This is a genomic window from Mesorhizobium sp. WSM4806 (assembly GCF_055811635.1).
In genome coordinates, this window is the sequence record NZ_JBVVQZ010000001.1 from 156,086 (window position 1) to 178,606 (window position 22,521).

The 22,521-nt window shown below is 58.9% G+C and carries 18 protein-coding genes and 1 pseudogene; 10 read left to right on the forward strand and 9 right to left on the reverse strand.

Annotated elements, in window-relative coordinates:
- Positions 1-68: 68 nt before the first annotated feature.
- The 3 genes from AC0L2M_RS00710 to AC0L2M_RS00720 form a co-directional block, all read right to left on the reverse strand.
- Positions 69-821 carry an FkbM family methyltransferase gene (locus tag AC0L2M_RS00710; protein ID WP_473533763.1) on the reverse strand — a complete coding sequence of 251 codons (753 nt, stop codon included), beginning with the start codon at positions 819-821 and terminating at the stop codon, positions 69-71.
- 155 nt (positions 822-976) lie between these two features.
- Positions 977-1,447: an FG-GAP repeat domain-containing protein gene (locus AC0L2M_RS00715; RefSeq protein ID WP_473533764.1), complete on the reverse strand. Its 471-nt coding sequence runs from the start codon at positions 1,445-1,447 to the stop codon at positions 977-979.
- A 689-nt stretch (positions 1,448-2,136) separates the two neighbouring features.
- On the reverse strand, positions 2,137-2,961 hold the full coding sequence (locus tag AC0L2M_RS00720; protein ID WP_473533765.1) for a PIG-L deacetylase family protein: 825 nt from the start codon (positions 2,959-2,961) through the stop codon (positions 2,137-2,139).
- A gap of 89 nt (positions 2,962-3,050) precedes the next feature.
- On the opposite strand from AC0L2M_RS00720, the gene rfbF reads away from it, so the two are divergent.
- The 5 genes and pseudogenes from rfbF (at position 3,051) to AC0L2M_RS00745 (ending at position 6,821) form a co-directional block, all read left to right on the forward strand.
- Entirely contained in the window at positions 3,051-3,890 is an 840-nt protein-coding gene (rfbF, locus tag AC0L2M_RS00725) for a glucose-1-phosphate cytidylyltransferase (RefSeq protein ID WP_077381112.1), read from the forward strand.
- Entirely contained in the window at positions 3,826-4,869 is a 1,044-nt protein-coding gene (locus tag AC0L2M_RS00730; protein WP_473533766.1) for an NAD-dependent epimerase/dehydratase family protein, read from the forward strand. The genes rfbF and AC0L2M_RS00730 overlap by 65 nt, the downstream gene beginning before the upstream one ends.
- Positions 4,870-4,894: 25 nt before the next feature.
- Positions 4,895-5,071, forward strand: a complete 177-nt coding sequence (locus tag AC0L2M_RS00735) for a hypothetical protein (RefSeq protein WP_128245269.1) — start codon at positions 4,895-4,897, stop codon at positions 5,069-5,071.
- 281 nt (positions 5,072-5,352) lie between these two features.
- Positions 5,353-5,598, forward strand: a pseudogene (locus AC0L2M_RS00740) (IS630 family transposase); the annotation flags it as partial.
- 167 nt (positions 5,599-5,765) lie between these two features.
- Positions 5,766-6,821, forward strand: coding sequence for an acyltransferase family protein (locus AC0L2M_RS00745; RefSeq protein WP_473533767.1), 1,056 nt, complete (start codon positions 5,766-5,768; stop codon positions 6,819-6,821).
- An 803-nt stretch (positions 6,822-7,624) separates the two neighbouring features.
- Here AC0L2M_RS00745 and AC0L2M_RS00750 read toward each other — a convergent pair.
- Both AC0L2M_RS00750 and AC0L2M_RS00755 read right to left on the reverse strand, forming a co-directional pair.
- Complete coding sequence (locus AC0L2M_RS00750) at positions 7,625-8,908, reverse strand: glycosyltransferase family 4 protein (RefSeq protein WP_473533768.1); 1,284 nt, start codon at positions 8,906-8,908, stop codon at positions 7,625-7,627.
- Positions 8,909-8,931: 23 nt separating this feature from the next.
- Positions 8,932-9,894 carry an NAD-dependent epimerase/dehydratase family protein gene (locus tag AC0L2M_RS00755; RefSeq protein ID WP_128245266.1) on the reverse strand — a complete coding sequence of 321 codons (963 nt, stop codon included), beginning with the start codon at positions 9,892-9,894 and terminating at the stop codon, positions 8,932-8,934.
- A 325-nt stretch (positions 9,895-10,219) separates the two neighbouring features.
- Between AC0L2M_RS00755 and AC0L2M_RS00760 the strand changes: the two genes are divergently transcribed.
- Complete coding sequence (locus AC0L2M_RS00760; protein ID WP_287175395.1) at positions 10,220-11,560, forward strand: nucleotide sugar dehydrogenase; 1,341 nt, start codon at positions 10,220-10,222, stop codon at positions 11,558-11,560.
- Between the two features lie 203 nt (positions 11,561-11,763).
- Here the strand turns inward: AC0L2M_RS00760 and AC0L2M_RS00765 are convergent, their stop codons facing one another.
- Together AC0L2M_RS00765 and AC0L2M_RS00770 are read right to left on the reverse strand one after the other, a co-directional pair.
- Positions 11,764-14,658, reverse strand: coding sequence for an FG-GAP-like repeat-containing protein (locus AC0L2M_RS00765; protein WP_473533769.1), 2,895 nt, complete (start codon positions 14,656-14,658; stop codon positions 11,764-11,766).
- Positions 14,549-14,773 (reverse strand): PIG-L deacetylase family protein, encoded by a 225-nt coding sequence (locus AC0L2M_RS00770; RefSeq protein WP_473533770.1) that lies wholly within the window; start codon positions 14,771-14,773, stop codon positions 14,549-14,551. Before AC0L2M_RS00770 ends, AC0L2M_RS00765 begins: the two co-directional genes overlap by 110 nt.
- A gap of 383 nt (positions 14,774-15,156) precedes the next feature.
- On the opposite strand from AC0L2M_RS00770, the gene AC0L2M_RS00775 reads away from it, so the two are divergent.
- From AC0L2M_RS00775 to AC0L2M_RS00790, 4 genes are all read left to right on the forward strand, one after another.
- Complete coding sequence (locus tag AC0L2M_RS00775) at positions 15,157-16,410, forward strand: class I SAM-dependent methyltransferase (protein ID WP_287061278.1); 1,254 nt, start codon at positions 15,157-15,159, stop codon at positions 16,408-16,410.
- A complete protein-coding gene (locus tag AC0L2M_RS00780; protein ID WP_473533771.1) occupies positions 16,407-17,630 on the forward strand; it encodes a class I SAM-dependent methyltransferase in 1,224 nt (407 codons plus the stop codon). The genes AC0L2M_RS00775 and AC0L2M_RS00780 overlap by 4 nt, the downstream gene beginning before the upstream one ends.
- 796 nt (positions 17,631-18,426) lie before the next feature.
- Positions 18,427-19,872 (forward strand): lipopolysaccharide biosynthesis protein, encoded by a 1,446-nt coding sequence (locus AC0L2M_RS00785; protein ID WP_473533772.1) that lies wholly within the window; start codon positions 18,427-18,429, stop codon positions 19,870-19,872.
- A gap of 157 nt (positions 19,873-20,029) precedes the next feature.
- A complete protein-coding gene (locus AC0L2M_RS00790; RefSeq protein WP_473533773.1) occupies positions 20,030-20,548 on the forward strand; it encodes a hypothetical protein in 519 nt (172 codons plus the stop codon).
- Here the strand turns inward: AC0L2M_RS00790 and AC0L2M_RS00795 are convergent.
- Positions 20,509-21,498 carry a hypothetical protein gene (locus AC0L2M_RS00795; RefSeq protein WP_473533774.1) on the reverse strand — a complete coding sequence of 330 codons (990 nt, stop codon included), beginning with the start codon at positions 21,496-21,498 and terminating at the stop codon, positions 20,509-20,511. The two genes, AC0L2M_RS00790 and AC0L2M_RS00795, sit on opposite strands and share 40 nt — an antisense overlap.
- 40 nt (positions 21,499-21,538) lie before the next feature.
- Positions 21,539-22,498: a glycosyltransferase family 2 protein gene (locus AC0L2M_RS00800; RefSeq protein WP_473533775.1), complete on the reverse strand. Its 960-nt coding sequence runs from the start codon at positions 22,496-22,498 to the stop codon at positions 21,539-21,541.
- Positions 22,499-22,521: the final 23 nt, after the last annotated feature.

Sequence of the window (22,521 nt, forward strand, 5' to 3'; positions counted from 1 at the left end):
TCGCGCACTGCCTCGCTTGTCCCATTGATCAGGCTTGCTGTCTCGCATGACGCCCGCCAAGACAGTTCTTAAGCGCCCACCGGCCGCGCCAAGACGTGTTCGACCCGCCATTCCCCATTGCCATAGGAGGCTGGCAGCGGTTTTAATGCGTAGCCTGCAGCAGTCAGGAGTTCCGCGATCTGTCGGGCCTTGCGGTCGAGCCCCTCGCGCGTTGCATCGTCTACCTCATAAATCACCTTCGGACGGTGTCGCCGCAGTGTTTCCGTCATACCGCCCAGGACGTCAATTTCGGCGCCTTCCACGTCGATCTTGACCAGCGAGGGCGGCCTGAGGCCTCGCTGGGCGATGGCATCGTCGATGGCGACTATGCTGACCTCCAGGCGGCCGCTGATGTCCGGCGGTGCTCCCGCCGAGGCAAGCGCGGCGCCGCCGATGTGATGGGCGAGCAGAAGCTGGCCACGGCCGGATGTGGCGCCCGCAGCTTCGGCGAACACCCGTATTGTGTCGAACCCGCTAAGCCGTGCACTCTCTGCGACAGCTGCGGCATTGCGGGGAACAGGTTCGAACGCATAGACTTGACCGCGCGGCCCGACGCGGCGCGCGGCGATGAGGCTGAAGAAACCTATATTCGCGCCGATGTCGAAAAAGGCGTCCCCAGGCGCCAGGTTTGCCGCGATCGCCTGTTGGATGGGCGGCTCGTAGGTGCCGCGAACAAAGTTCGGGTCGGCGCTCTTCGCCACCAGTTTGAGACCGGCGGCCTCTCCCTTGGCTATGACGCGCGCGTCGCTGAACACGCTGAGGAACCTTGCCGTCAATGTCACGCGCTCTTTCCCATTCTTCGACGCCTCGGGGACGGGGCCAGCCCGTGCCGCTCGCCGCGAAGGTGACAGATTGCGCGCCCGGGATCGAGCCCGACAACCGGTTGGCCGGCTCCTACCTCCTCCGACTGATCGCTACTCCGATTGTGGGCCATATCTCATCTTGGGGGTACCTGCCCGGCCTCCCGGTCCGATGGAACGGTGGCATTGTTGCGCGAGACATGGATGGCCTGGGGAGCATCCCACCCCTTCGAAACGATCTCACGATCGCCGTCGCAGTCGAGGTCGACCGTGCGGGCGCCGAGATGACTCTCGACGCCCTCGCCGACCAATTGCTCGATGAACCGCCCGCCTCCCAGATTGCGCCAGAGCGAAAGGCGCAGGGCGCCGCGGTGCTCGCCCATGACGAGGTCCGGCCGGCCATCGTCATTCATATCGGCCACCGAAAGACTGTTGAGCGAGCCGCGCGAGGTGATCTCCTGCTGCTCCCAGTTTTGCTTGATGTCGCCGGCATTGCGCCACCAATAGGCCTTTGCGTGGTCGGCCTGCCCGTTTTCTTCACTCACGACGATGGCGGTTCGTCCCTCGCCGTCCAGATCGGCGACCGCCACGCGGTCCGGATAGACCATGTTGGGGACATTGGCGACGTCGCGGCGCTGCCAGTCGGCAGAGCCATCCCCCGGATTGCCCCACCATGCGATCTCCTTTGCGTTGCCGGTAGTGGCCGCAAGGTCAAGCAGGATGTCGCCGTCGATATAGGCGAACGCGATCCCCTCGTCAGAGGCCTCAGGGCAAATGCGGGTTAGCGGCCCCCCGCCGCCGTGTCGCCGGGGATGGGAAAGTAGAACACTCCGAGACCGCTTGCGACCGCAAGCTCGGCCGGCCCCCTTCGACGATCTGCGACGGGTGCATGGCCCTGCCCGAGATCGTGGCTGGCGGCGGGAACCTCGCCGATCGCATGTTCCTCAAAGCCCCGCGCTGACGCCTGCTGCGCCTGAAGCCACGCCAGGTTCAGTGTCTCGCCCGCCGCGCTGGGCGATCGCTTCCCCGCGTCCGTCGTCGTCAACATCGATTGCCGCGATCGCATCCACTCCCTCGCCGAGCCGGCCTGTTCCCATTCACCTTGCCAGGGATCGGCCGGCCGGCGATACCAGAACGGACCCGAGGCTCCGTCTTGGATGGGACGGCGGTTCATCCAAAACGGGCGGCAAGTAAAGTCGCAGAGGGATCGAAGCCGCACCGCAGTTTTGGCTCGAACCCCGAAGAGGTCATGGCCGCCCCGCCGACTTCCTCCCGAGACGCTTCAGGCCGCCTACGTTCACGCATTAAGCTCGTATCGCGTGAATATCTCGTGCTCGCTCAGCAGCCGATTCAGAAAATCGCCCCCACCTACATCCGCCAGGATAGGCCAGTCGTCGAGTCCCGCTGGCCGCTCGATCTGGGACCGGTGAGCTGCCAGCGCGTGACGTTTTGCATCTATCACGTCGCCGATAAAAGCGTGGGAGTTGAACATCTTAACGCCGCGCAAGCCGGCAAGGGTCCGGACCGTCTGCCGCAATGCGGTGCGATTGAATCCAAGCACTCGATCGTGCAGACGAACCCAGGGCCACTGATACCAGTACCAGACGGGATATTCGAACACGGTCACGCGCCGGCCATACAGTTGCAGCGCGCCTCGGGCGCCAAGATTGGTGGCAACATGGTCCGCGGGCGGCTCTTTTGCATGGGTGACGAACACGCTCTGCGGTTGCCAAACGAAAAGCAACTCAGCGATCGCCTCTGCGATCTTGCCGATGTGATGCTTTGCCGTGCCGTCGGGAACACGCAGGAATCTCACCCGATCGGCCGACCCTCCCAACCGGCAAACCGCCTCGATCGCTTCGTCCTCGCGGGCGATCCGCAGCGCCTCCCTGTCAACCCAATTTGCATGGGATGCCGAACCGTCGGTGACAAAAATAAACCGGACATCGGCGCCCGAGCTAAACTTCTTGCTGGCAACCCCTCCACATCCCAGCGTTTCATCATCCGGATGGGGTGCAATGATGACCGCCGACGCCTGCCAGTCTGCTACATCGAAAGGATGAGACCGGTTACGCAGCGCTCTATCGAGCATAGCGCCAATCGTATGCCTGACGTCATGCATCGATGCTTCCGATCATCCCTTCTTCGGTGTGGTTCAACCCGACCTGCGCATGGTAGCAAAACACTGTAGGCGATTGGGGTGAGAAAACAATGAAGGTAGGAATTCTTGCTGGCGGACTGGGAACGCGGCTAGCGGAGGAAACCGAGATCCGGCCGAAACCAATGGTCGAAATCGGAGCAAAGCCGATCCTTTGGCATATTATGATGCATTACTATGCCTACGGCCACCGCGAGTTCGCCGTCGCGTTGGGGTATAAGGGCGAATACATCAAACGCTGGTTCAGCGACTATGTCGCATTCGATGGCAGCTTGACTGTCAATGCTGCATCGGGAAGCGTCAAGCGCCACTCGAACTCGCTGCCTGACTGGTCCGTCGATCTTGTGGAGACGGGACTGAATACGCTGACGGGCGGCCGCATAAAACGCCTGATCGACTGGATGGGCGACGAGACATTCATGCTCACTTGGGGAGATGGCGTTTCGGACGTCAACCTTGATAAACTGATCGCCTTTCACAAATCGCATGGCAAGCTTGCAACGATGACGGCGGTGCGTCCGCCAGCACGCTACGGGCACATCGAATTCGATGGTCATCGCGTTGTCGACTTCACGGAAAAGCCACAGGCCTCGGAGGGTTGGATCAATGGCGCCTTCTTCGTGCTCGAGCCGGGTATAAAGGACTATATCGACGGCGACGATGTCATGTTCGAACACGCGCCAATGCAGCGGCTCGCGACTGACGGCCAACTGATGGCATATCGCCACGAATCCTTCTGGCAATGCATGGACACCATCCGCGAAAAGCATCTCCTTCAGAAATTGTGGGACAGCGGGCAAGCGCCCTGGAAAACATGGGAATTGATCGATGAAAGTTCTGGTTACAGGCCACCTCGGTTACATCGGTTCCGTCCTGACTCCGATGCTGCTTGAACGCGGCCATGACGTCACGGGCCTGGACAGCGACATCTTCCGGTCATGCACTTTCGTAGGAACGTTGGCCGAAGTGCCGACGATCGAGAAAGACATCCGCGACATTGAAATCGACGACGTCGCCGGCTTCGACGCGATCATCCATCTCGCCGGACTGTCAAACGATCCGTTGGGGGACTACCGACCCCTGCTTACCGAGGAAATCAACTGCGGCGCTTCGGTCAGGCTCGCGCAACTCGCCAAGGCCGCCGGCGTCCAGCGGTTCCTGTATGCTTCCTCTTGCAGCAATTACGGCGCGGCCGGCGACAGCTTTCTAACTGAAGATGCTCCCTTCAACCCGGTTACGCCTTACGGCGCCTCGAAGACGAATGTGGAGCGAGCGGTCGCCCCGATGGCGGATCAATCATTCAGCCCGACGTTCCTGCGTGCGTCGACTGCATACGGCCTGTCGCCTCGCATCCGCTTCGATCTCGTAGTCAACAACCTGACCGCCTGGGCCTACACGACCGGCCTGGTCTACCTCAAGAGCGACGGCTCGCCATGGCGGCCGATCGTCCACGTGGAGGACATCGCGCTGGCCTATATCGCGGTACTCGAAGCCGAGCGAGAGCTGGTCCACAACGAGGCATTCAATGTCGGCTTGACCACGGAAAACTATCAGATTCGAGAGATCGCGGAGTTGGTGCAAACGATCGTTCCCGATAGCCGGGTGAAGTTCGCGCCCGACGCCGGGCCTGACAGACGGTGCTATCGCGTCGACTGCACCTATATTGGTCGCCGCCTGCACGGGTTTAAGCCGCAATGGACAGCGCGGCGCGGTATCGAACAGCTCTATCACACATTTCGAGCGGAAGGCCTTGCACTTGGGGATTTCGAGGGCGAGCGGTTCAAGCGCATCGCCCATGTGCAGAAGCTGATCCAAGATGGTGAACTGGATACCGATCTGCGTCGCACGCCGCAATTAGCGGTAGCGGTTTGAACAAACACAGCCGGGAGCCATGGCCATGATGATTGCTGGTGCAGCCTCTGTAACCGAGCAGGTTTGCCGCTCCTGCGGCGGAAGTCACATCGACACTTTCCTGAAGCTCGGCACGACGCCCTTTGCCGATCGGCTTTCCCTCAAGGTCGACGACGGCGAGGACGAGCCTGTCTTTCCGCTCAGTGTGGTCGTGGTCGAGTAGGTCAGCAATTCGGCTTTCGCCCTCAGAGATCCGGGCGTGCGGCTTTCCCGAAGCCGGCTCTTCCCGACCCGCGCGCCGTCAGGGTCTCGAACTCCGACCAGCCATACGCCGGCTTTCGCCGGTTTTCTGGATGCGTCGCGCAAAATCCGGTCGCCGCGTCGCGTTACGATCCCGACGCCACCGCCTCGCCACCAGCAATGTGTTGCGAATTGATCCTTTGTCGGAACGGAAAGAAGTCTTGCAGTCGTCTGCGTCAGATGGCAGCGAAGATGCTGCGCCGCCGCGTCCATTTCACCCCAACATCCTGCTCTTGGCTCAACGCCGTCGAGGGCTTCTTCGCCAGACCCACCCGGCGCAGGCTCAAGCACGGCGTCTTCCATTCCGTTGTCGATCTTCAGGCCGCCATTAACCGCTTCATCTGCGAATACAATGCCGAGAACCCGCGACCATTCATCTGGAAAGCCAACCCCGATGACATCATCGCCGCCCGAAACCGCAGGTTCCAAACGTTGGAATCAATCCACTAGGTCGTGAGGCACGTACCTTCGAAAGGATGAATTCGGCTCTCAAAGGACGAACTTACAATGCCCATCGGCGGCCTCTAAGCTCACTTTGACGCGCTCTGCCCAAAAACTGGTCTCCTTGCTGAGATCGCAATGCCCGACGCAAGAGATCACTTCTCGAAGGCTATCAAATGAGTGATTTCGACTTACGAAGGCCCAACACTCTAAGCTTCTTCCGGCTATTCTTTGCGTCGCTTGTTATTATATCCCACTCGCCGGAACTTATAGATGGGAACTCGAATCGCGAGGTGCTGAAGAACATCTTCGGTACATTGACCTCCGGCCAGGTAGCTGTTTACGGATTTTTCTTCATTAGTGGATTCCTCGTGCTCGACAGCGCGATGCGAAGCAGCATCTACGCCTTCATGTCCCGACGTGTACTTCGTATAGTTCCTGGATTTGTTGTGGCATACTTGATCAGCATTAGTCTGGTATTCTGGCTGGGAGGTGGTGACTTTGATGAACTATCTCCGAGCCAGTGGGCGGCTAAGCTTTCCAAAATGGCGCTCTTGCTGAATCCGGCGCAGGTAGGATCGGCGTTTGCCGGGTCCCATGCACCAGATGTTAATGGATCACTATGGACTATTGCATACGAGTTTCGCTGTTATGTGCTTGTGGCAATTGTGGTATTCTGTCTCGGTCGCGTTACGCTTGTCTTTTCGATCATGTCAATGTCACTGGCCATAATCCTCGTTAGTTCCATTTCGCAGGGTGTCTACTTTCGCTACGACCTTGGAAACTTTGAGCCCATCGGTAACGTGGACGATGCCGTACGTTTTACGATGATATTTTCCATTGGGGCGTTGTTTCAGCTGCTCAAGGAGAATGTGAGGAGGAGCAATCGGGTAGCGCTTTTGTGCTGTTTCCTTCTCATAGGCGGGATGTGCTCGGAACGGCTAGCGCCCCTCGCAGTGGGCGTGTTTGGAGGTTATCTGGTCCTGTATTTGGCGTTTCTAAACGAGAACAGCGTCTTAAATTCGATTAACCGAAGGAATGATATATCGTACGGCGTGTATCTCTACGCATGGCCGATTCAGAAGCTACTGATCATGTATGTTCCGGCAATCACGCCTACGCAGCTAACGATCTTGACCTTGCCTATAGCAGTCTGCGCGGGCTTTCTCAGCTGGCATCTTGTTGAGAAACGCGCGATCCATATTCGGCTGCCGATCCTCCGCACTGCATAGTTCGGCTGTCGTTGGGCCGGTGCCCATGTTTGAAGACGACCTCGGTCGAAGGCGACGGCTCCGCCCGTCGGATAGACGCGGTTTCGCTCGCCGGACCGCCATCACATGCTCGACGTGCCGGTTCCCATTGGCGTAGAAGGCGGGCAGAATGGTTACCCCTAGTCCATCGATGCCATAAACGACGCGATCGCCCGGGACCTTCAGCTGAAGCCCCTCGCGCCTGGCGTCGTCGAGTTCATAGATCACCTGTGGGCGGTGCGCACTTAGGACCGACCGCTTCGGCGAACACGCAGATGGTGTCGACCTGTTGGGCCGAGCGCTCTGCTCAATCGCGGCAGCGCTTTGCGCACCGGTTCAGATGCGTAGGCGCGCCCTGCCGCCCCCCACGCGGGCGCGCCGCAATCGATGTCGTAGACAACGTCACCTGCGTTCAGGTTCGATGCAAGTAGCTGCTGGACCGGCGGCTCGTAGGCGCCCCGCGCAAAATCTGGGTCGCGCCTCTCGTTACGATCCTGAGGCCACCCGCCTCGCCACCAGCAATGCGTTGCGATTTGGAGAACAGATTGCGGAGCGTTACAGCCAGGTTCACTCGGCCTCTCTCCGCCCTTTGGGCTGGGTGCCCCTGACGCCCGTTACGGAAGAGAACGGCGGGGCCTGACGGGCCTATTTATTTCAATCCGACATGGGTTGGCCGTAGACCGATACGCTCACTGGGTTGAGCGCTACACTGAGGGTCGCCGCATGAGCATCACATCGGCCTACAAGCTGCGAGGCACTTAGCGATCGCCGCCCACCGCTAAGGCTCAATGGCTCACGATCTTTGTGGAGATCCGCGTGCCTGGGCGCAGTTTCTGATAGACGGACTTGAGCCGTTCTGCGCGCGCCTCCCACGAATACAGCTCGACGGCACGCTTGCGCCCCTCGTTTCCCATTTCGCTTGCCCGGACGGTATCCTCCAGCATCGTGATCAATGCCTGGGCGAGTTCGCCAGGAGCATCGACTTCGACCAGCATCCCGGTGCTGCCAGCTAGAATGGATTCACACATCCCGCCCACGCGCGTTCCAACCACCGGTATCCCGCAGGCCATGCCCTCCACGACCGATATTCCGAAGCTCTCGCTGAGTGACGGATTCACCACAATGTCGGCCTCATGGTACGTCGCTACGAGGTTCTTGTGGGGCACGTTGCCCACGAAGTGAACTCGATCACGTAACCCGTGGCTCTCGATGAGTTCTTCTAAGTGTTCCCGATATTTGCAATTGCCCCAGCGATCGTAGAAACGGCTCAACGCGGTAACCCGCGGATCCGACGAGAGGCTGGTCAGGAAGTCCGCCGGGAGCGGAGAATGCGGCCCTGCGATCCGAAGTTCCACGTCCGCGAACCTGGTCGCAACCTCACTGAAGGCCTCGATCAGTGTGTGTAGCCCCTTCTCTGGCGACACCCGCCCAACGAACAGGATGACATGTCGGGTTCTGGTGGATGCGGAAGCCCGCTGCTCGCTCGGCCGAAAGTAAGAAACGTCCACGCCATTACCGACAGTGGCAACGACGCCAGGATAGTCCGGGAATGCAGAACGAAAGGTGCTTGCGATGTGGTCGCTGACGGCGACTACAGCATCCACCACCTTGAGCTGACGGGCCACCTGATCGCGGTCACGCTGTGACAGCCACTCACACTGCATCTCAAGCACGAGCCGATGAGATGAGCTGGCTGCTTTCAGTTCCCGGCACCATGCCCAGTAATTCATCAAATGGACGATATCTGGTTGATCGACGGCGAGGTAGCGACGAACCTTGTTACGATATTGCGAGTGGTCATCGGCCTTCCGATCCAGCCGCAGCCAGCGCGCCAGGCGCGGAAAATGGTGGATGATCCGCTGCAGCGCGCGGTCGCGCCGCGCCGCAGCCCGCCGCACCGCGAACGGCAGGTCCGCGGGCACCGTATCGTCTCGATAATGCTTGCCATAGAGCGTAATCTGCAGGCCTTCGCCGAGCCGCAGCGCCGTATTGTAGACGATCAGACCGATTGAGTTTTGAACAGGCGGAAAAAGTCTATCGTACGGCTGACCGACGTATACGAGCTTCATGTCACTCCCCACCGTCAGCTCGTTCAGGCGACTCTTCTAAGTGCAGGGCGGTCTTCGGGTCGGGAGAGGTGGTCGGCGAGGCGGCGAATGCCCTCTTCGAGCGGCACCAGGGGACGGTTCAATATAGCCTTCATCTTGTTCGTGTCAGGACAGCGGCGCGTCATGTCGCCCTCCGCAAGGGGCGGTCGGAATTCCAACTTCGATGACGAGCCCAGCACTTCGATGACAAACTCGGCCAGCTGTCGAATGCTCATTTCCACGTCGCTGCCCACGTTGATCACTTCGTTCTCGTGCGCGCGCGTTCGATGAACCGCGATGCAAGCGTCAACCGTGTCGTCGACATAGCAGAAGGTGCGGGTCTGCGAACCGTCCCCGTAAATCGTGAGGGGCTCGCCGCGCTGGGCGGCACGCACAAATCGCGGCAGAACGAAATCCTCGCTCTGACGTGGTCCGTAGGTGTTGAAGAAGCGAAAAATGGTAAATGGCAGTCCAAACTCACGCTGAAAAGTGCGCAGATAGACCTCTCCAAGATTCTTCACCACTGCATATGGCAGACGAGAGTTAAGCGGCGTGGTGCTCTCGTTTTGAGGAATCTCGAAAGGCTCGCCATATACCTCCGATGACGAAGCGAAGTAGACACGCTCGGCGCCGGTGTTCTTGCATAGCCTCAGCACGTTCTCGATACCGGTGATGTCGCGCAGCACGAGCAACGGATTTGCCAAAGTCCGCTGCACACCGACCACGGCTGCGAAGTGGAAGACGTGGGTGAAATGGAAGCGGTAGAACAACGACGAGATGTCGTCGAAATCGTTCGCATCCGCCTTTACTACGGTCAGATTGCCCGCGTCTATTTGTACCTTGTCTCGACTTCCGGTCGACAGGTTGTCAGCGACGACCACCTGGGTCTGAGGTAGCTTGACCAACGCGCGAGTGAGGGCGCTGCCGATATTGCCCGCTCCACCAGTTACCAGGATCGATTGCATCATATTCCCCACCTCAACCGAACAGTTTAATCGTCTGACGCAGTGTGCGTCCCTTCGCCAAACGCGACATCTTCGATCTCGCGAGCGAAGGTGGCTCCTAGATCCTTTAGGACGTCGCTTGAAAGTTAAATGTGGCAGCGCCAGGTTTATTTGACAACGTGGCTTGGGGTAAGCATTTCGGCTGTTCTCCCAATGGTGCAATCCATGCTATTTTCAGCTCTGGGGCTGGCTAAGCGCATACATTTTGCTGATTGCTGTGAACTGCTTCCCCGCGGTAATTGAGGCGATCCTTTATTGTCGACATTGAAGCGAAAGTTGCCAGCATCTCATGCAAACTGCTCCAGATCTTCAGGAACTGGTTAACCGCATCCGAACGCGGGACTACACCATTGGCATCATGGGCCTCGGCTACGTTGGCCTGCCGCTCGCCATGATCTCGCTGGACGCGGGGTTCAAAGTCATCGGTTTCGACATCGACGCGTCTCGGGTTGCACTTCTTAACCGCGGAGAAACAGGCATAGATCATTTGCCTGGTGCTGCCATCAAAGTGGCTGTCGACAGCAAGCGGTTTCGCGCCACCAGCGATTTCGCCGACCTAAGCGAACCTGACGCGATCTTGATAGCGGTGCCAACGCCGCTTACCAAAAACCGGGAGCCGAACCTGTCGTTCGTCGAAAACAGCGCACGTGCGATCGCGGAGCGGCTGCGCCCTGGTCAACTTGTCGTTCTGGAGTCGACGACCTGGCCAGGAACGACGCGGGAGGTCGTGCAGCCGTTGCTCGAGGCGACGAATCTTTCTCTGGGAAAGGACTTTTTCCTCGCCTATTCGCCCGAACGGGTGGACCCAGGCAACGACGTACACACCACCGCCACAGTTGCAAAGGTGATAGGCGCCGACGATCCATCGTCCCTACAAGTTGCAAAGGAACTGTATGATCAGATCATCGTGCAAACCGTTCCCGTTGCCTCCACCGCAACGGCAGAGGCTGTGAAGCTGACCGAGAACATATTCCGCTCTGTGAACATTGCGTTGGTCAATGAGCTAAAGGTGATTTTTGACAGGATGGGCATCGACGTCTGGGAGGTCATCGAAGCCGCCAAGACCAAGCCGTTCGGATATATGGCGTTTTATCCAGGCCCCGGCCTCGGCGGGCACTGCATCCCGATCGACCCATTCTACCTGACCTGGAAGGCAAGAGAGTACGAAGTAACAACACGCTTCATTGAGCTTGCCGGTGAAATCAACACGAACATGCCGCATTATGTGGTTGACCGCCTTGTGGAGGCCTTGGACCGGCGAGCGAGCCGCGGCCTGAGCGGTTCGCGGATCTTGGTGATCGGGATGTCCTACAAGAAAAACGTGGGTGACACACGAGAAAGCCCATCGTTGAAGCTGATCGACATCATGGAGCGACGCGGGGCAGTCGTTGATTACCACGACCCCTACGTACCGGAGATACCCGGAACAAGAGAGTACGCCAACCTGGCAGGTCGCCCCTCTGTGGACATCTGCGCTAGCAGTTTGGCATCGTATGATGCCGTTGTCATCTCGACAGATCATGATGCGATTGATTGGCACAACATCACCAAGCACGCAAAGCTGGTGCTCGATACCAGAAATGCTTGTGCGCGCAGTCAGTCACGCACCGACAACGTCGTAAAGGCATGAGCGTCCCGACTTGCGCACTGCCTTGGTCAACCTGCTAGCGACAACGTCGAATAGTTTAACACGCCGAGCGGTTGAATTCATTCAGCGCAGCGCAATTTTCCCGGACTTGAGCGTCGAGGCATGAGCGCCGGCGCAGCCGTGTAAACAGGTGGAGCCGGCCGAGCTCGCTACGGTTCATGCTGCGCCGGCCGATGCTCCCACCGTCAGCGGGCCTTTTGGTCGCCATCAGCATCCTTGCCGACCGCGTCATTCCGCCAGACATGGATCGCTTCGAATGCGTCCCATGCGATCGACACAATGTCGAGATCCCCGTCACCGTCGAGGTCGACCGTCCTTGCTCCCAGATGGCTTTCCATCCCTTCGCCGACCAGCTGCTCGATGAACCCTCCCCCACCCAGATTATGCCAGCTCGAGAGGCGAAGTGCGCCGCGATGCTCGCCCATGATAAGATCCGGCCTGCCGTCCCCAGTCATATCGGACACTGAAAGGCTATTAAGGGAACCGCGCGAGGTGATTTCGTGTTGCTCCCAGTCGGAGGAGCTGTCGCCGGGGTTTTGCCACCAATACGCCTTAGCGCTGTCGGCATTGCCATTTTCCTCGGTCACGACGATGTCCGCACGTCCATCGCCATCAAGATCGGCGGCCGCGACGCGGTCGGGATAGACCATTTCAGGAACTTTTCCAACATGCCGAAGCTCCCAGTCTGGCGAGCCGTCACCTGGATTGCGCCACCATGCGGCCGTCTTTGCATCGCCGGTCGTGGCGACAAGGTCAAGTAGACCGTCGCCATCGATATCGGCGAATGCGATCCCTTCATCAGACGCTTCGGCGCAGATGCGGGTGCGCGGCCATGGCTCGACTGTTGGATCGTCAGGAATCTTAAAATAGAAAACCCCACCCCCACTCGAGACCGCCAGCTCCGGCTTTCCACCCTTTACGACCTGGGCTAGGGCATGGCCCTGAGAGCCGAGCTCATGACTGGCGGCGGGAACCTCTCCGATCTCGTGCTCTTCAAAGCGGTGCGCTTCAATGTCCTCGGCATGGAGCCACACCAGGTGCAGAGCCCTGCCTTCGCCGCGCTGTGCTATGACCTCCCCGCGCCCGTCACCATCGAGATCCAGGGCTGCGACCGCGTCCACACCCTCGGCAAGCGGTGTCCGTTCCCATTCTGTGTTCCAGGCTTCGGACGGTTGACGGTACCAGAACGGACCCGAGATGATGTCAGTGAGATCATCACCATCCATGGCGGAAAAAGCGACCCCAAAGGAGCGGACGTGCCCGTTCGTGATACGATGATAGGTCCAGCGGTCGAGGCGGACCGATGCAGGCGGATCCAGCCGATTGATCCACACTCTGACAGGCGGGTTGCCCACCCAGTTCGCCCCATAGATGTCAAAATCGCCGTCCCTGTCGACATCGGCGACGACGCCGTTGTGGAGACCCACATCGTCGATCACTTGACGGGCCCAGCGCGTTCCTCGCCCGTCGACATTGTAATGAATCGCGAGCTTGCGCTCCTCAGTCGTATGCATCTGCCCGACAACGACATCGTTGTCCCCGTCTCCGTCCATATCGGCGGCCTGCAGCGTATGGGCGCCCGCGACAGAAGGCTGAATGACATGGCGGATCCAGCGGCCCGTCGGTCCGGCGAGGGGCTGGAACCAGGCGACGTCGTCAGTGTGCTCGGAACTTGAAGTCAGAATGTCGGCGCGGCCGTCCTGGTCAAGGTCGGTGACGAGCGCCTTGAATGCAGGATTGAACGGACCAAGCTCATAGCTGCGCCATAGTGCTGCATCGCGTGCTGCCGCTGCGCCCGGATTCGACGCCCATACTCCGTGCAGGACGAGATCGACATCAGCATCGCCGTCAATATCACCAATTGCCATTCCCTCTTCGCCAAGGTTGAAGAAAAAGCCCACGCGGGCCCAGGAGTTGGGGCTTTCTTGGAAGAAAATCATCACTTCGCCAGGCGCCCGTACGACGATATCAACGAGGCCGTCCCCGTCGAAATCAGCCGCCTTGATGTCTTTGCCCCAGCTGCCGACTGCACCGATTTCCCGACGATTCCAGCTGGGACCGTGGGTCGGGTTACCATTCGGCCGCGGGTTCTCGAACCAGACGAGATTGACAGCATCGGGCCCATCGGCCGTGACGATGTCGGGATCACCGTCCCCGTCGATGTCGGCAAGCACTCCGTCGGTGGTGAACTCGACGCGAGGCCTCGCGATTACGGTGTGAACCAGATCGGGCCACCGCCACCAAGACATCGCATCCTCGGGGAAGCCGCCAAGGACGAAATCTAGTCGACTGTCGCCGTCTATATCGCCAACAAGCTTTACGTCTCCTGAATAGGGGGCAATCTCTTTGCGTTCAAAAACAAGACCCGACTGTAGAATTTCTTCGGGAGGCCCCTGTCCCCGAGCGGCTTCGCAACTTGCGAGGGTGTACCCGATCACCAGGACCGCGATCAGGCGGCCGAACATGCTAAATGTTGATTTCGCAGCGTGTGAACATTTCGTAGTCGGCCAGCGACCGCCCGACGAAATCTCCCCCTGACAAGTCCGACAGCGTCCGCCATTCATCTTGGTTCTCCAGGCGCTGCATCTGCGCGCATGCGCCGCCAGCGCTTCCCGCGTTACGCCGATAACGTCGCCAAGACAGGCGAGGCTATTGAAGGTGGACGACGCAATGGTACCAATCCAGACTGGATACTCTAATACCGCAACAGGGCGACCATAAGCACGAAGCGCCGCGCGAACTGCTGCATTGACGGCGACATGATCAGAAGTCGGATCCTTTGCATAGTTCACGAAAACGCTCCGCGGCCGCCATGATTTGAGCATCGACACGACCGCATTTGTTATCTCATGAACGTGATGATTGGCCGCCCCGCCTGGAAGGCGTAAGAATGTAATACTTTCGGATGCGCCCAGACGATGCACTGCTTCTATGGCTCCGGCCTCGCGTGTCCGCAAGGTTTCAGGATGCCTAAGGTCGCGGTGAGGAGACGGCGCCATCGGTGACAAAAAACAAACGGACCTGGGCACCCGAGGCAATCTTTTTGGCCGCAACGCCACCGCAACCCAGCATCTCATCATCCGGATGCGGCACAACAACGACAGCCGACGCTGACCAGTCGCCTACCTCAAACGGCCTAAGTCGCAGTCGGAATTGACTAGCAAGCATGGTGCTGAAGGTCCGCCTAATCCACATTGGTGCGCTTCCATCATCCGTTCGCTCGCATTGTTGAACGCCGATCGCCCATGGTAACAGAACTCACTGGCGTTCGAGGCCTGTGTTTGTTGGTGGGGAAGACTTTTATGAAAGTGGGTACCCTCGCGGGAGGATTTGGGACACGGCTGGCCGAGGAAACCGAGAGCCTGCACGCGTTCAAGCCGCAATGGACGGCCCGACGCGGCGTCGCGCAGCTCCACGAGGCATTCGGCACTGTTGGTCTTTTGCTTGAAGAGTTCGAGGGGAGCGCTTCAAGCGCATCGCCCACGTGAAAAAGCTGATCCGCGATTGCGAACTGGACGAGCACCTGGTCTCGTTCCCGTTCTAGCCAAAGCAGACTGAGCCGGGCTAAGGGGGACGATATGGACATGATGTGCCTAGATGCGAAGTCGGTGACCGAGCGGGCCTGCCGATCTTGCGGTGGAAGTGGCATTGAGACGTTTCTCGAGTTCGGTAAAACGCCACTGGCCGATCGCCTTCTCACCAGCAGCGACATCAGCGAACCGGAGCCCATTTTTCCGCTGCGCGTCGCGTTCTGCAAAGACTGCAGCCTCGTCCAGATCACCGAGACGGTGAATCCGATAATCCTTTTTGCCGATTCTTATCCATATTATTCTTCTTTCTCCCCTGCTCTCTTGAAGCATTCGCGTGCGAATGCGCTTGATCTGATCAACCGTCGCGGTCTTGGCCCGGAGAGCCTTGTCATCGAATTGGCGAGCAATGATGGTTATCTGCTGAAGAACTACGTCGAAGCGGGAATCCGGGTGCTCGGAATTGATCCCGCCGACGGACCTGCCGCCGCTGCCGAGAGGGTCGGCGTGCCCACGCGCTGTGCGTTCTTCACCCGCGATCTCGCTGAAACGCTGCGCGCGCAAGGCATGCGCGCGGACATTGTCCATGCCAATAACGTGCTCGCCCACGTGGCCGACACCAACGGATTTGTGGCAGGAATTGCCCGACTTCTCAAGGATGACGGTGTGGCGGTTATCGAGGCACCCTATGTCGAACCTTTGATCGAACATTGTGAGTTCGACACGATCTATCACGAGCATCTTTGCTATTTTTCAGTTACTGCACTGGACAAGCTGTTTCGCCGTCACGGGCTTTACCTCAACGAGGTCAAGCACCTTTCAATCCACGGCGGTTCGCTGCGCCTTTACGTGGAAACGCGCGAGAACGTGGGTGCGACAGTAAAGGAACAACTTGCCCATGAGGCCTCGCGAGGGATCGATGCAATCGGCTATTTCCGCGATTTCTCCACCAAGGTCGACGCGCTGAAGCGCGACCTTTCCACGCTCTTGCGCCGGTTAAAGTCGCAGGGTGCCACGATTGCCGCCTATGGAGCGGCAGCCAAGGGAGCAACGCTGATTAACACCGTCGGCATCGGGTGCGACCTCGTGGACTTCGTCGTGGATCGCAACGTCCATAAACACAACAAATATATGCCCGGACAGCGCCTGCCGATCCGCTCGACTGAAGCGCTTCTCGAGGTGCAACCCGATTACGTCCTTCTCCTTGCTTGGAATTTCGTAGACGAAATTCTCGATCAACAGGCCGAGTATCGTGCACGCGGCGGAAAATTCATCCTCCCCGTCCCAACGCCGAGAATCATATGACAAAACAGGCGGACCGCGCGCAAATGGCTTGCCTGAAAGCCGATGGACCGACGCAGTCGGCGGGTTCCATTCGAACCGATTGCTTGGTCTGCGGTCAGCGAAATCTGCTCAATTCGGTGCTATTCGAAGCGTTGCCCCTGCTCTGCAACGCGCTTTGTGCGGACGCGGCATCGGCGCGCGCGGCACAGACCGGCAGATTTGCGACTACCTTCTGCCTCGGCTGCACGCACGTCTTCAATGCCTCATTCGAGGAAAATCGCATTGGTTATACGCAAAGCTACGAGAATTCGCTTCATTTCTCCCCCCGTTTCGTGGCGTTTGTTGAAACGCTGGCCGAGCGCCTGAGCAGGACCTACACGCTCTCCGGGAAGACGATCGTCGATATTGGATGCGGCAAGGGGGATTTCCTGAAGCGGCTAAGCTTGATCAGCGGTGCGCAGGGAATCGGTTTCGACAAGAGCTTCGAGGACAATCGGGGGGAGGTGGTCCCTGGCGTACGATTTATCAACGACTGGTTCGGCGATTCCTACGCGGATTTGCGTCCGGACCTAGTGGTATGCCGCCAGGTTCTCGAACATATCGCCGAGCCGGTGAAATTCCTGCGCGCCCTTCGCGCCCATCCGGGCATCGGACCGGAGACGGTGTTCTTCTTTGAAGTCCCGAATGTCCTTTACACGCTCCGAGATATGGGAATCTGGGACCTCATTTATGAGCACGCCTCCTATTTCACGCCCGCTTCGCTGAACGCGGCGTTCGAGACAGCTGGCTTTCGAGTGCTGGATGCAGGGACGTCTTTCGGCGAGCAATATCTTTACATTGAGGCGCGGCCGGCTGCCCCCAAGTACGCTACTTCCGTTGACAGCCGCGAGATCGAGATGCTCGTCCGCGATTTCGAGCGCGCCTATCGCGACAAGATCGAGCGATTGGGTGGTTACATCGCGAGGCGCAATCCCCAGCAGACCGTCGTCTGGGGAGGGGGATCGAAGGGCATTACATTCGTCAACGTGGTGCCAGGCGCCGATCGGATCCGCGCGATCATCGACGTGAATCCGCACAAGCAAGGTCGCTTTGCCCCAGGAACCGCCACTCCGGTCCTTGCTCCGGAGGCGTTGCGCGGCCAGCCAGTCGAATCAATCATCGTCATGAACCCGCTCTACCGCGAGGAGATCACCAGTCTCGTAGCGGAGCTCGGCTTCACACCGGAGATTGCGGTTGCATGAAAGTTCAATTCAACCGCGGCGGCACGAAAGCGCAGAACGGGATTGGCAGGGGATACTCCAATGACCGTGCCGGTCGGGATCAACACGGCCATTCCACCAAGGGTCATCGGACTTTCTCGTCTCGTTATAGCCCGACAATCTGGCAGAGAGCGCTCTCACTTTGATTGCCGCGGGCACCTCGTTTGCCCTTGAATATCAGCCAGCGCGGAAAGAGGTAGCTCCCGCTTCTTGATCGCCTGTGCGGATGGGCGTGTGGGACGCGGGATGGTCCATCGGTAATCGGGCTGCACCAAACTGCCCGGAGGGGCGTAAGACATACGTCGTTTGGGGACGTTTACGTTCCCACGCTCCGGCGTAAGGTTTGGCAAGATGCACTCGAACGAATTCGAATCCCGGCGACGCGCCCGCAGCGATAACATCAGGATATCAGCCTTAACACCGCCTAATTTGATTGCGCTACAAAGAGGATTTCCAGAGGAGCTGCCTATGACCAATAAGAACTGGAAGCAGCCATCCTTCCTCGCCAACCACAGCATCCTCAGCCATGCGTGCTTGTGGGGTGGTGCAATAGAATGACGAGCAAGCATGCGAAACGCCATCTGTGTCCCGCGACAACTCTGCGTTCGCGAGATTCCAGCTCGATAAACGGTAGCCGGAGAGAGATCGACGGCTCTCCTTTTTATTCACGTAGACCAGGCCAGATCGCTAGCGGCGCAGCTGTGAGACGACGACGGAAAGCCTTGACTGCGCGATCGAAAGTCGCAGTTCCGTCCTCCAACGGGCAAAGAGACATGCGATGACATCGATCGGCGCGAAGATTGTCACCGGCGCAGCTTGGACAGCAGTCGAAACATGGGGGCGGCAAGCAGCCATGTTTGCCGTTTTTGTCGTATTGGCCAGGCACCTCGGACCTGAAGCATTCGGCCTCGCCGCCCTCTCCATGGTTGTACCCGTCATTCTTGCTGTTCCGGTCACGACCGGAATACCGGAGGCACTCATTCAGCATCCTAAAATTGAGTCCTTACACTTTGACTCGGCCTTCTGGCTTCTCGCCGCGAGCGGCGCGGTGATTAGCGGGCTCATCTGGATGTCTGCCGGTTTGATTGCTGCATCGTTCGGACAGCCCATTCTCGAAGATCTCATCCGCTGGAGCAGCGTGGTCGTCGTAATCCAGGCCCTCTCGTCGGTACCTGCGGCTGTGTTGAAGCGCCAACTCGAGTTCCGCTTGTTCGCGTTGCGTACGCTTGCCGGCACCGTCGTCGGCGGCACACTCGGCATCGTCTTGGCAATAGGCGGTTTCGGCGTATGGAGCATGATTTGGATGCACCTTGCAAAAGCGACTGTGGAAACCGCTGTCCTGCTCGTTGGCAGTTCTTGGCGACCCCGTCTGACCTTCTCCTATGCAAAGGTTCGTGACCTATTAGGATTTGGTGGCCCGCTTATCGTCCAGACTTTTTGGAGTTTTTTGAATGAGGAAATTCCAAAGGTCCTACTCGGTACGTTCTTCGGCCCCCACGCGGTTGGAGTCTATGCTCTCGCCCGTCGTCCGCTCGACCTTCTGGTGCAAGTATTCCTCAGTCCGCTGATGGCTGTCACTATGCCCACCGTGGCACGGATTCAAGATCAACCCGAAAAGATCGACCGCTTCTTCAACACGACCGTCCGCATCGCCGGGATAGCGGGGTTTCCTGCATTCATCGGATTTGCCGCGATCGCACCGATCGCGGTTCCCTTTATCTTCGGCCCGCAATGGGCCAGCGGGGTCGTCGCTGTCCAGATTCTCATGCTGCTGGGCCTGCAACGCACGATTGACAGCCTCTGCGCGTTTACGATCCTTGCAATGGGTCACTCCAGGTTGATCCTGAAGTTGAATATAGCCTACTCTGTTGTCGCAACGATGCTGTTGTCCGTCACTGCGCAGATCAGCCTCGAGATGACAATGGTGGCGCTCGTAGCCTGCGGCCTGGTCCTCCTACCAATCTTCCTCTTCTACGCTCAGCGCATTGCGCGTATCGACGTGCTGAGACCCCTTGAGATCTTCCCACGACTGGCTCTCGCCGCCCTCCTGATGTTCGGCGCCGTCAGCGCGTGGCTAAGCAGCGCGCCTGAGCACGCCTCACAGGAGACGCTTCTTATTAGCGCAATTGTCCTTGGAGCCGCTGTCTATTGTACGGCTCTCTTCGTGCTGGTGCGCTCTGACCTGTTCAATGCGCGAGACTTGTTCCTCAGGCTTCGCGGCTAGTTTGGTGTCGGGCGCGACCTGTAGAAGAACCCGGGGAAATAGGAGCCCTTCCAGCCGGCGCCGGTGGCGCCCCCAACCTCTCGGCGGCAAAGCCAATCATCTCGCGCAAGAGATCGGAATCCGGAGTCTTCTCCTCGAGCGCGCGCAAGTTCTGTCGATGACCACCGCAAAGCCGCTCGATCGCAACAGCGCTATCGAGGGCGCGCTCGCGAGCGGCGGGCCGAGCTACACCACCTGTGGGGACGCGACCGTGACCAGTACCTCTTCATCGAAGCAAGCCTCCCGAAACCGGGATGACCGCTGGTCTTTCAAGACTGGAAGGATTGATACGTTGGTCCGCCGCTTCGACCAAACTATCGCGACAAAGTCGCCTGGTGGCGCGATTACCCATTACCTTGCCTGGGGTGCGGGATCAAACGGTATCACTTTCGTCAACGTCGTTCCCGAGGGCGCGCGGATAAGCGCTCTGGTCGACGTCAACCCGCACAAGCAAGAGCGCTTTGCTCCAGGCACAGGCACAGCTGTGGTTGCGCCGGAGAGCCTGCGCGGCCGACCCGTGCGGTCAATCATCGTGATGACCGCTCTATCGAGACGAAGTTGCCCAGGCGGCACACAAGCTTGGTCTCGCGCCCGATATCATCGTTGCCTGAGCCGGCGACCCAGACTTTGCGGCTGACGGCCTGACTTAACCACTCCTTCGACGTCGATCCGTTGCAGGTTGACCGGCCTCAGCCAGCAGTGTCGCGTATAGTCGGTCGAGCGGCGCATAAACTGCGGCCATCTAAGTGGCGTCTTGGGCAGCGCCCGCCAAAGGGACAGCGAGTTAAGGCCGATCAGAAAGCGAGACCGGATGAGCTGCCCGCGCCGGTCCACCGCTGCATAGGTTACGAACCCGCGAAACGCAGCGCCGAACCTCTTCAGCACAGCATCAACCTGCACGTCATAACGCTCGTCGGCGGCGAAACCTTGAAGCGACTTTGTTGTCCCGACGGGCCGCGTGTGTCTCACAACGACATCGTCAACGATGGCGTACCGCAACCAAGGCATGTCAGTCAGGCGGGTCCAAAGAAGGTCTATTCCCGTCTCGTAGCCGAGCCCGAACAATTTCAATGCCGTTTGCAGGCACCTGGCGCTGAACACCGGGCACATCATCTCGACCGTGTTGGTATATCGCAATAAATATCGCTTGCCGATGACAAGCGTCGCTGCGTAGGAGAAATAGCTGTCCCAAGACAGTGCTGGCTGAAACAGATCAAGTTTATAGCGGCGGCCTATGGCGAACAGACGATTCAAGTCCAGCTTCGTCGTCTCGATGTCATCGTCGATCAGTGCAATGAGATCATATCGCGTCACAATTTCAGGGTAGCATTGAAACAAGGCATGATAGCCGGCGATCTTGCGCCCCGGGAGAAATACGCTGAACTCGTCCTGTCCATGGGAGACGCCAGCCTCGTAGGCGGCGACGAGAAGATCGAAGTCGGCGTCGCCCGCCCCCTCAGTCCAGCCGGCATGCAAAGAGCTACGCCCCGCCCGGACGATCACCAGATTTCTCTTGCCCGAGCCCTCCGGCAATTTTCGGAAGGCTGACACTGTTGAGGCCGCGGGCGTGACTTGGCGAAGGTTCATACAAAGCCTCCCGACGGGCGTCGCACCAGATCACTCGTTTCTAGCCAGGCGATCGGTTTGACACGGCATGAATGCGTTTCAGCGCTCCCAGGCCGGCGCCGCGGAGCTTGGTACGAAGCTGCGGAGATATGGCGCCTACAAGTTCCAGGAACAATCTTGCGATAAGCAGCGGATCCGATATCCACGCAACCAGATGAAGCAGTGTCATGCCCAACGGTGCTGTGCGCCTGTGCCGATAGGCAATTGCGACGAGGTGTTTTAGCCGCCTCGACAATTCAAAGGCATTCGCCGCGGAGTCACCAGGATTTTGCCAAGCCAATCGCTCGGAGCTTGGCAACCGCACCGAGCGCGTCGGATGGTCACGGCTGTACAGTATCGCGTTGGGCGCATGAACAAACGTCCCGAGAAGAGCCATCTCGGCCAGAAGCGCACAATCGGAGCCGTAGTAGGGCTCGTGCAATGTCGTCTTGGCTAAGGATTCCCGACGCCAAAGGCCGAACATCGCAGCATCCCAACCGTGCGCAGCAACCATCAACCGGAAGCGGGATGCGGGCCACGGTCCTTCCATGTCCGGCAGCACCCTTTCGACATAGGAAGTGAGCTGCCCTGTCTCGTCGATTCCCAGCAGGCGCGGGTAGGCAATAACGTGGCGGGCATTCGCGTCAAGCGCACGCACGCAGTCTGTCAAGAAACCACCGCTCAAGAGGTCATCGTGCGCGCACCATTTGAAATATTCGCCTGTGCTCAGCTGGAAAGCTCGATTGAAATTGGCACCGGCGCCCAAATTGCGCGCGTTTCGGACATAACGGACGCGCTTGTCCAGCCTCGCGAATTCCAGACATATATCGGCTGTTCTATCCGTCGAAGCGTTGTCGGTGATGACGAGTTCGAAATCACCGAAGTCCTGCTCGAGGATCGACCGGATCGCTTCGGCGACGAAATTCTCGCCGTTGTAGACCGGCATACCAAGGGACACTTGCGGCGACTTAGGACGTTCCATTTCGGGTTCTTCTTTGACGAGAG

Excerpts from the sequence above, each read along its gene's own strand:
- AC0L2M_RS00730 (WP_473533766.1), top strand. The coding sequence starts at position 3,826 with ATGAAAGTTCTGGTTACAGGCCACCTCGGTTACATCGGTTCCGTCCTG.
- AC0L2M_RS00765 (WP_473533769.1), bottom strand. The coding sequence starts at position 14,658 with ATGATGAGATGCTGGGTTGCGGTGGCGTTGCGGCCAAAAAGATTGCCT.
- AC0L2M_RS00800 (WP_473533775.1), bottom strand. The coding sequence starts at position 22,498 with ATGGAACGTCCTAAGTCGCCGCAAGTGTCCCTTGGTATGCCGGTCTAC.
- AC0L2M_RS00795 (WP_473533774.1), bottom strand. The coding sequence starts at position 21,498 with ATGAACCTTCGCCAAGTCACGCCCGCGGCCTCAACAGTGTCAGCCTTC.
- AC0L2M_RS00720 (WP_473533765.1), bottom strand. The coding sequence starts at position 2,961 with ATGCATGACGTCAGGCATACGATTGGCGCTATGCTCGATAGAGCGCTG.
- AC0L2M_RS00760 (WP_287175395.1), top strand. The coding sequence starts at position 10,220 with ATGCAAACTGCTCCAGATCTTCAGGAACTGGTTAACCGCATCCGAACG.
- AC0L2M_RS00790 (WP_473533773.1), top strand. The coding sequence starts at position 20,030 with ATGACCACCGCAAAGCCGCTCGATCGCAACAGCGCTATCGAGGGCGCG.
- AC0L2M_RS00735 (WP_128245269.1), top strand. The coding sequence starts at position 4,895 with ATGATGATTGCTGGTGCAGCCTCTGTAACCGAGCAGGTTTGCCGCTCC.
- AC0L2M_RS00780 (WP_473533771.1), top strand. The coding sequence starts at position 16,407 with ATGACAAAACAGGCGGACCGCGCGCAAATGGCTTGCCTGAAAGCCGAT.
- AC0L2M_RS00775 (WP_287061278.1), top strand. The coding sequence starts at position 15,157 with ATGGACATGATGTGCCTAGATGCGAAGTCGGTGACCGAGCGGGCCTGC.
- AC0L2M_RS00745 (WP_473533767.1), top strand. The coding sequence starts at position 5,766 with ATGAGTGATTTCGACTTACGAAGGCCCAACACTCTAAGCTTCTTCCGG.
- AC0L2M_RS00785 (WP_473533772.1), top strand. The coding sequence starts at position 18,427 with ATGACATCGATCGGCGCGAAGATTGTCACCGGCGCAGCTTGGACAGCA.
- AC0L2M_RS00750 (WP_473533768.1), bottom strand. The coding sequence starts at position 8,908 with ATGAAGCTCGTATACGTCGGTCAGCCGTACGATAGACTTTTTCCGCCT.
- AC0L2M_RS00755 (WP_128245266.1), bottom strand. The coding sequence starts at position 9,894 with ATGATGCAATCGATCCTGGTAACTGGTGGAGCGGGCAATATCGGCAGC.
- AC0L2M_RS00715 (WP_473533764.1), bottom strand. The coding sequence starts at position 1,447 with ATGGTCTATCCGGACCGCGTGGCGGTCGCCGATCTGGACGGCGAGGGA.
- rfbF (WP_077381112.1), top strand. The coding sequence starts at position 3,051 with ATGAAGGTAGGAATTCTTGCTGGCGGACTGGGAACGCGGCTAGCGGAG.
- AC0L2M_RS00770 (WP_473533770.1), bottom strand. The coding sequence starts at position 14,773 with ATGTGGATTAGGCGGACCTTCAGCACCATGCTTGCTAGTCAATTCCGA.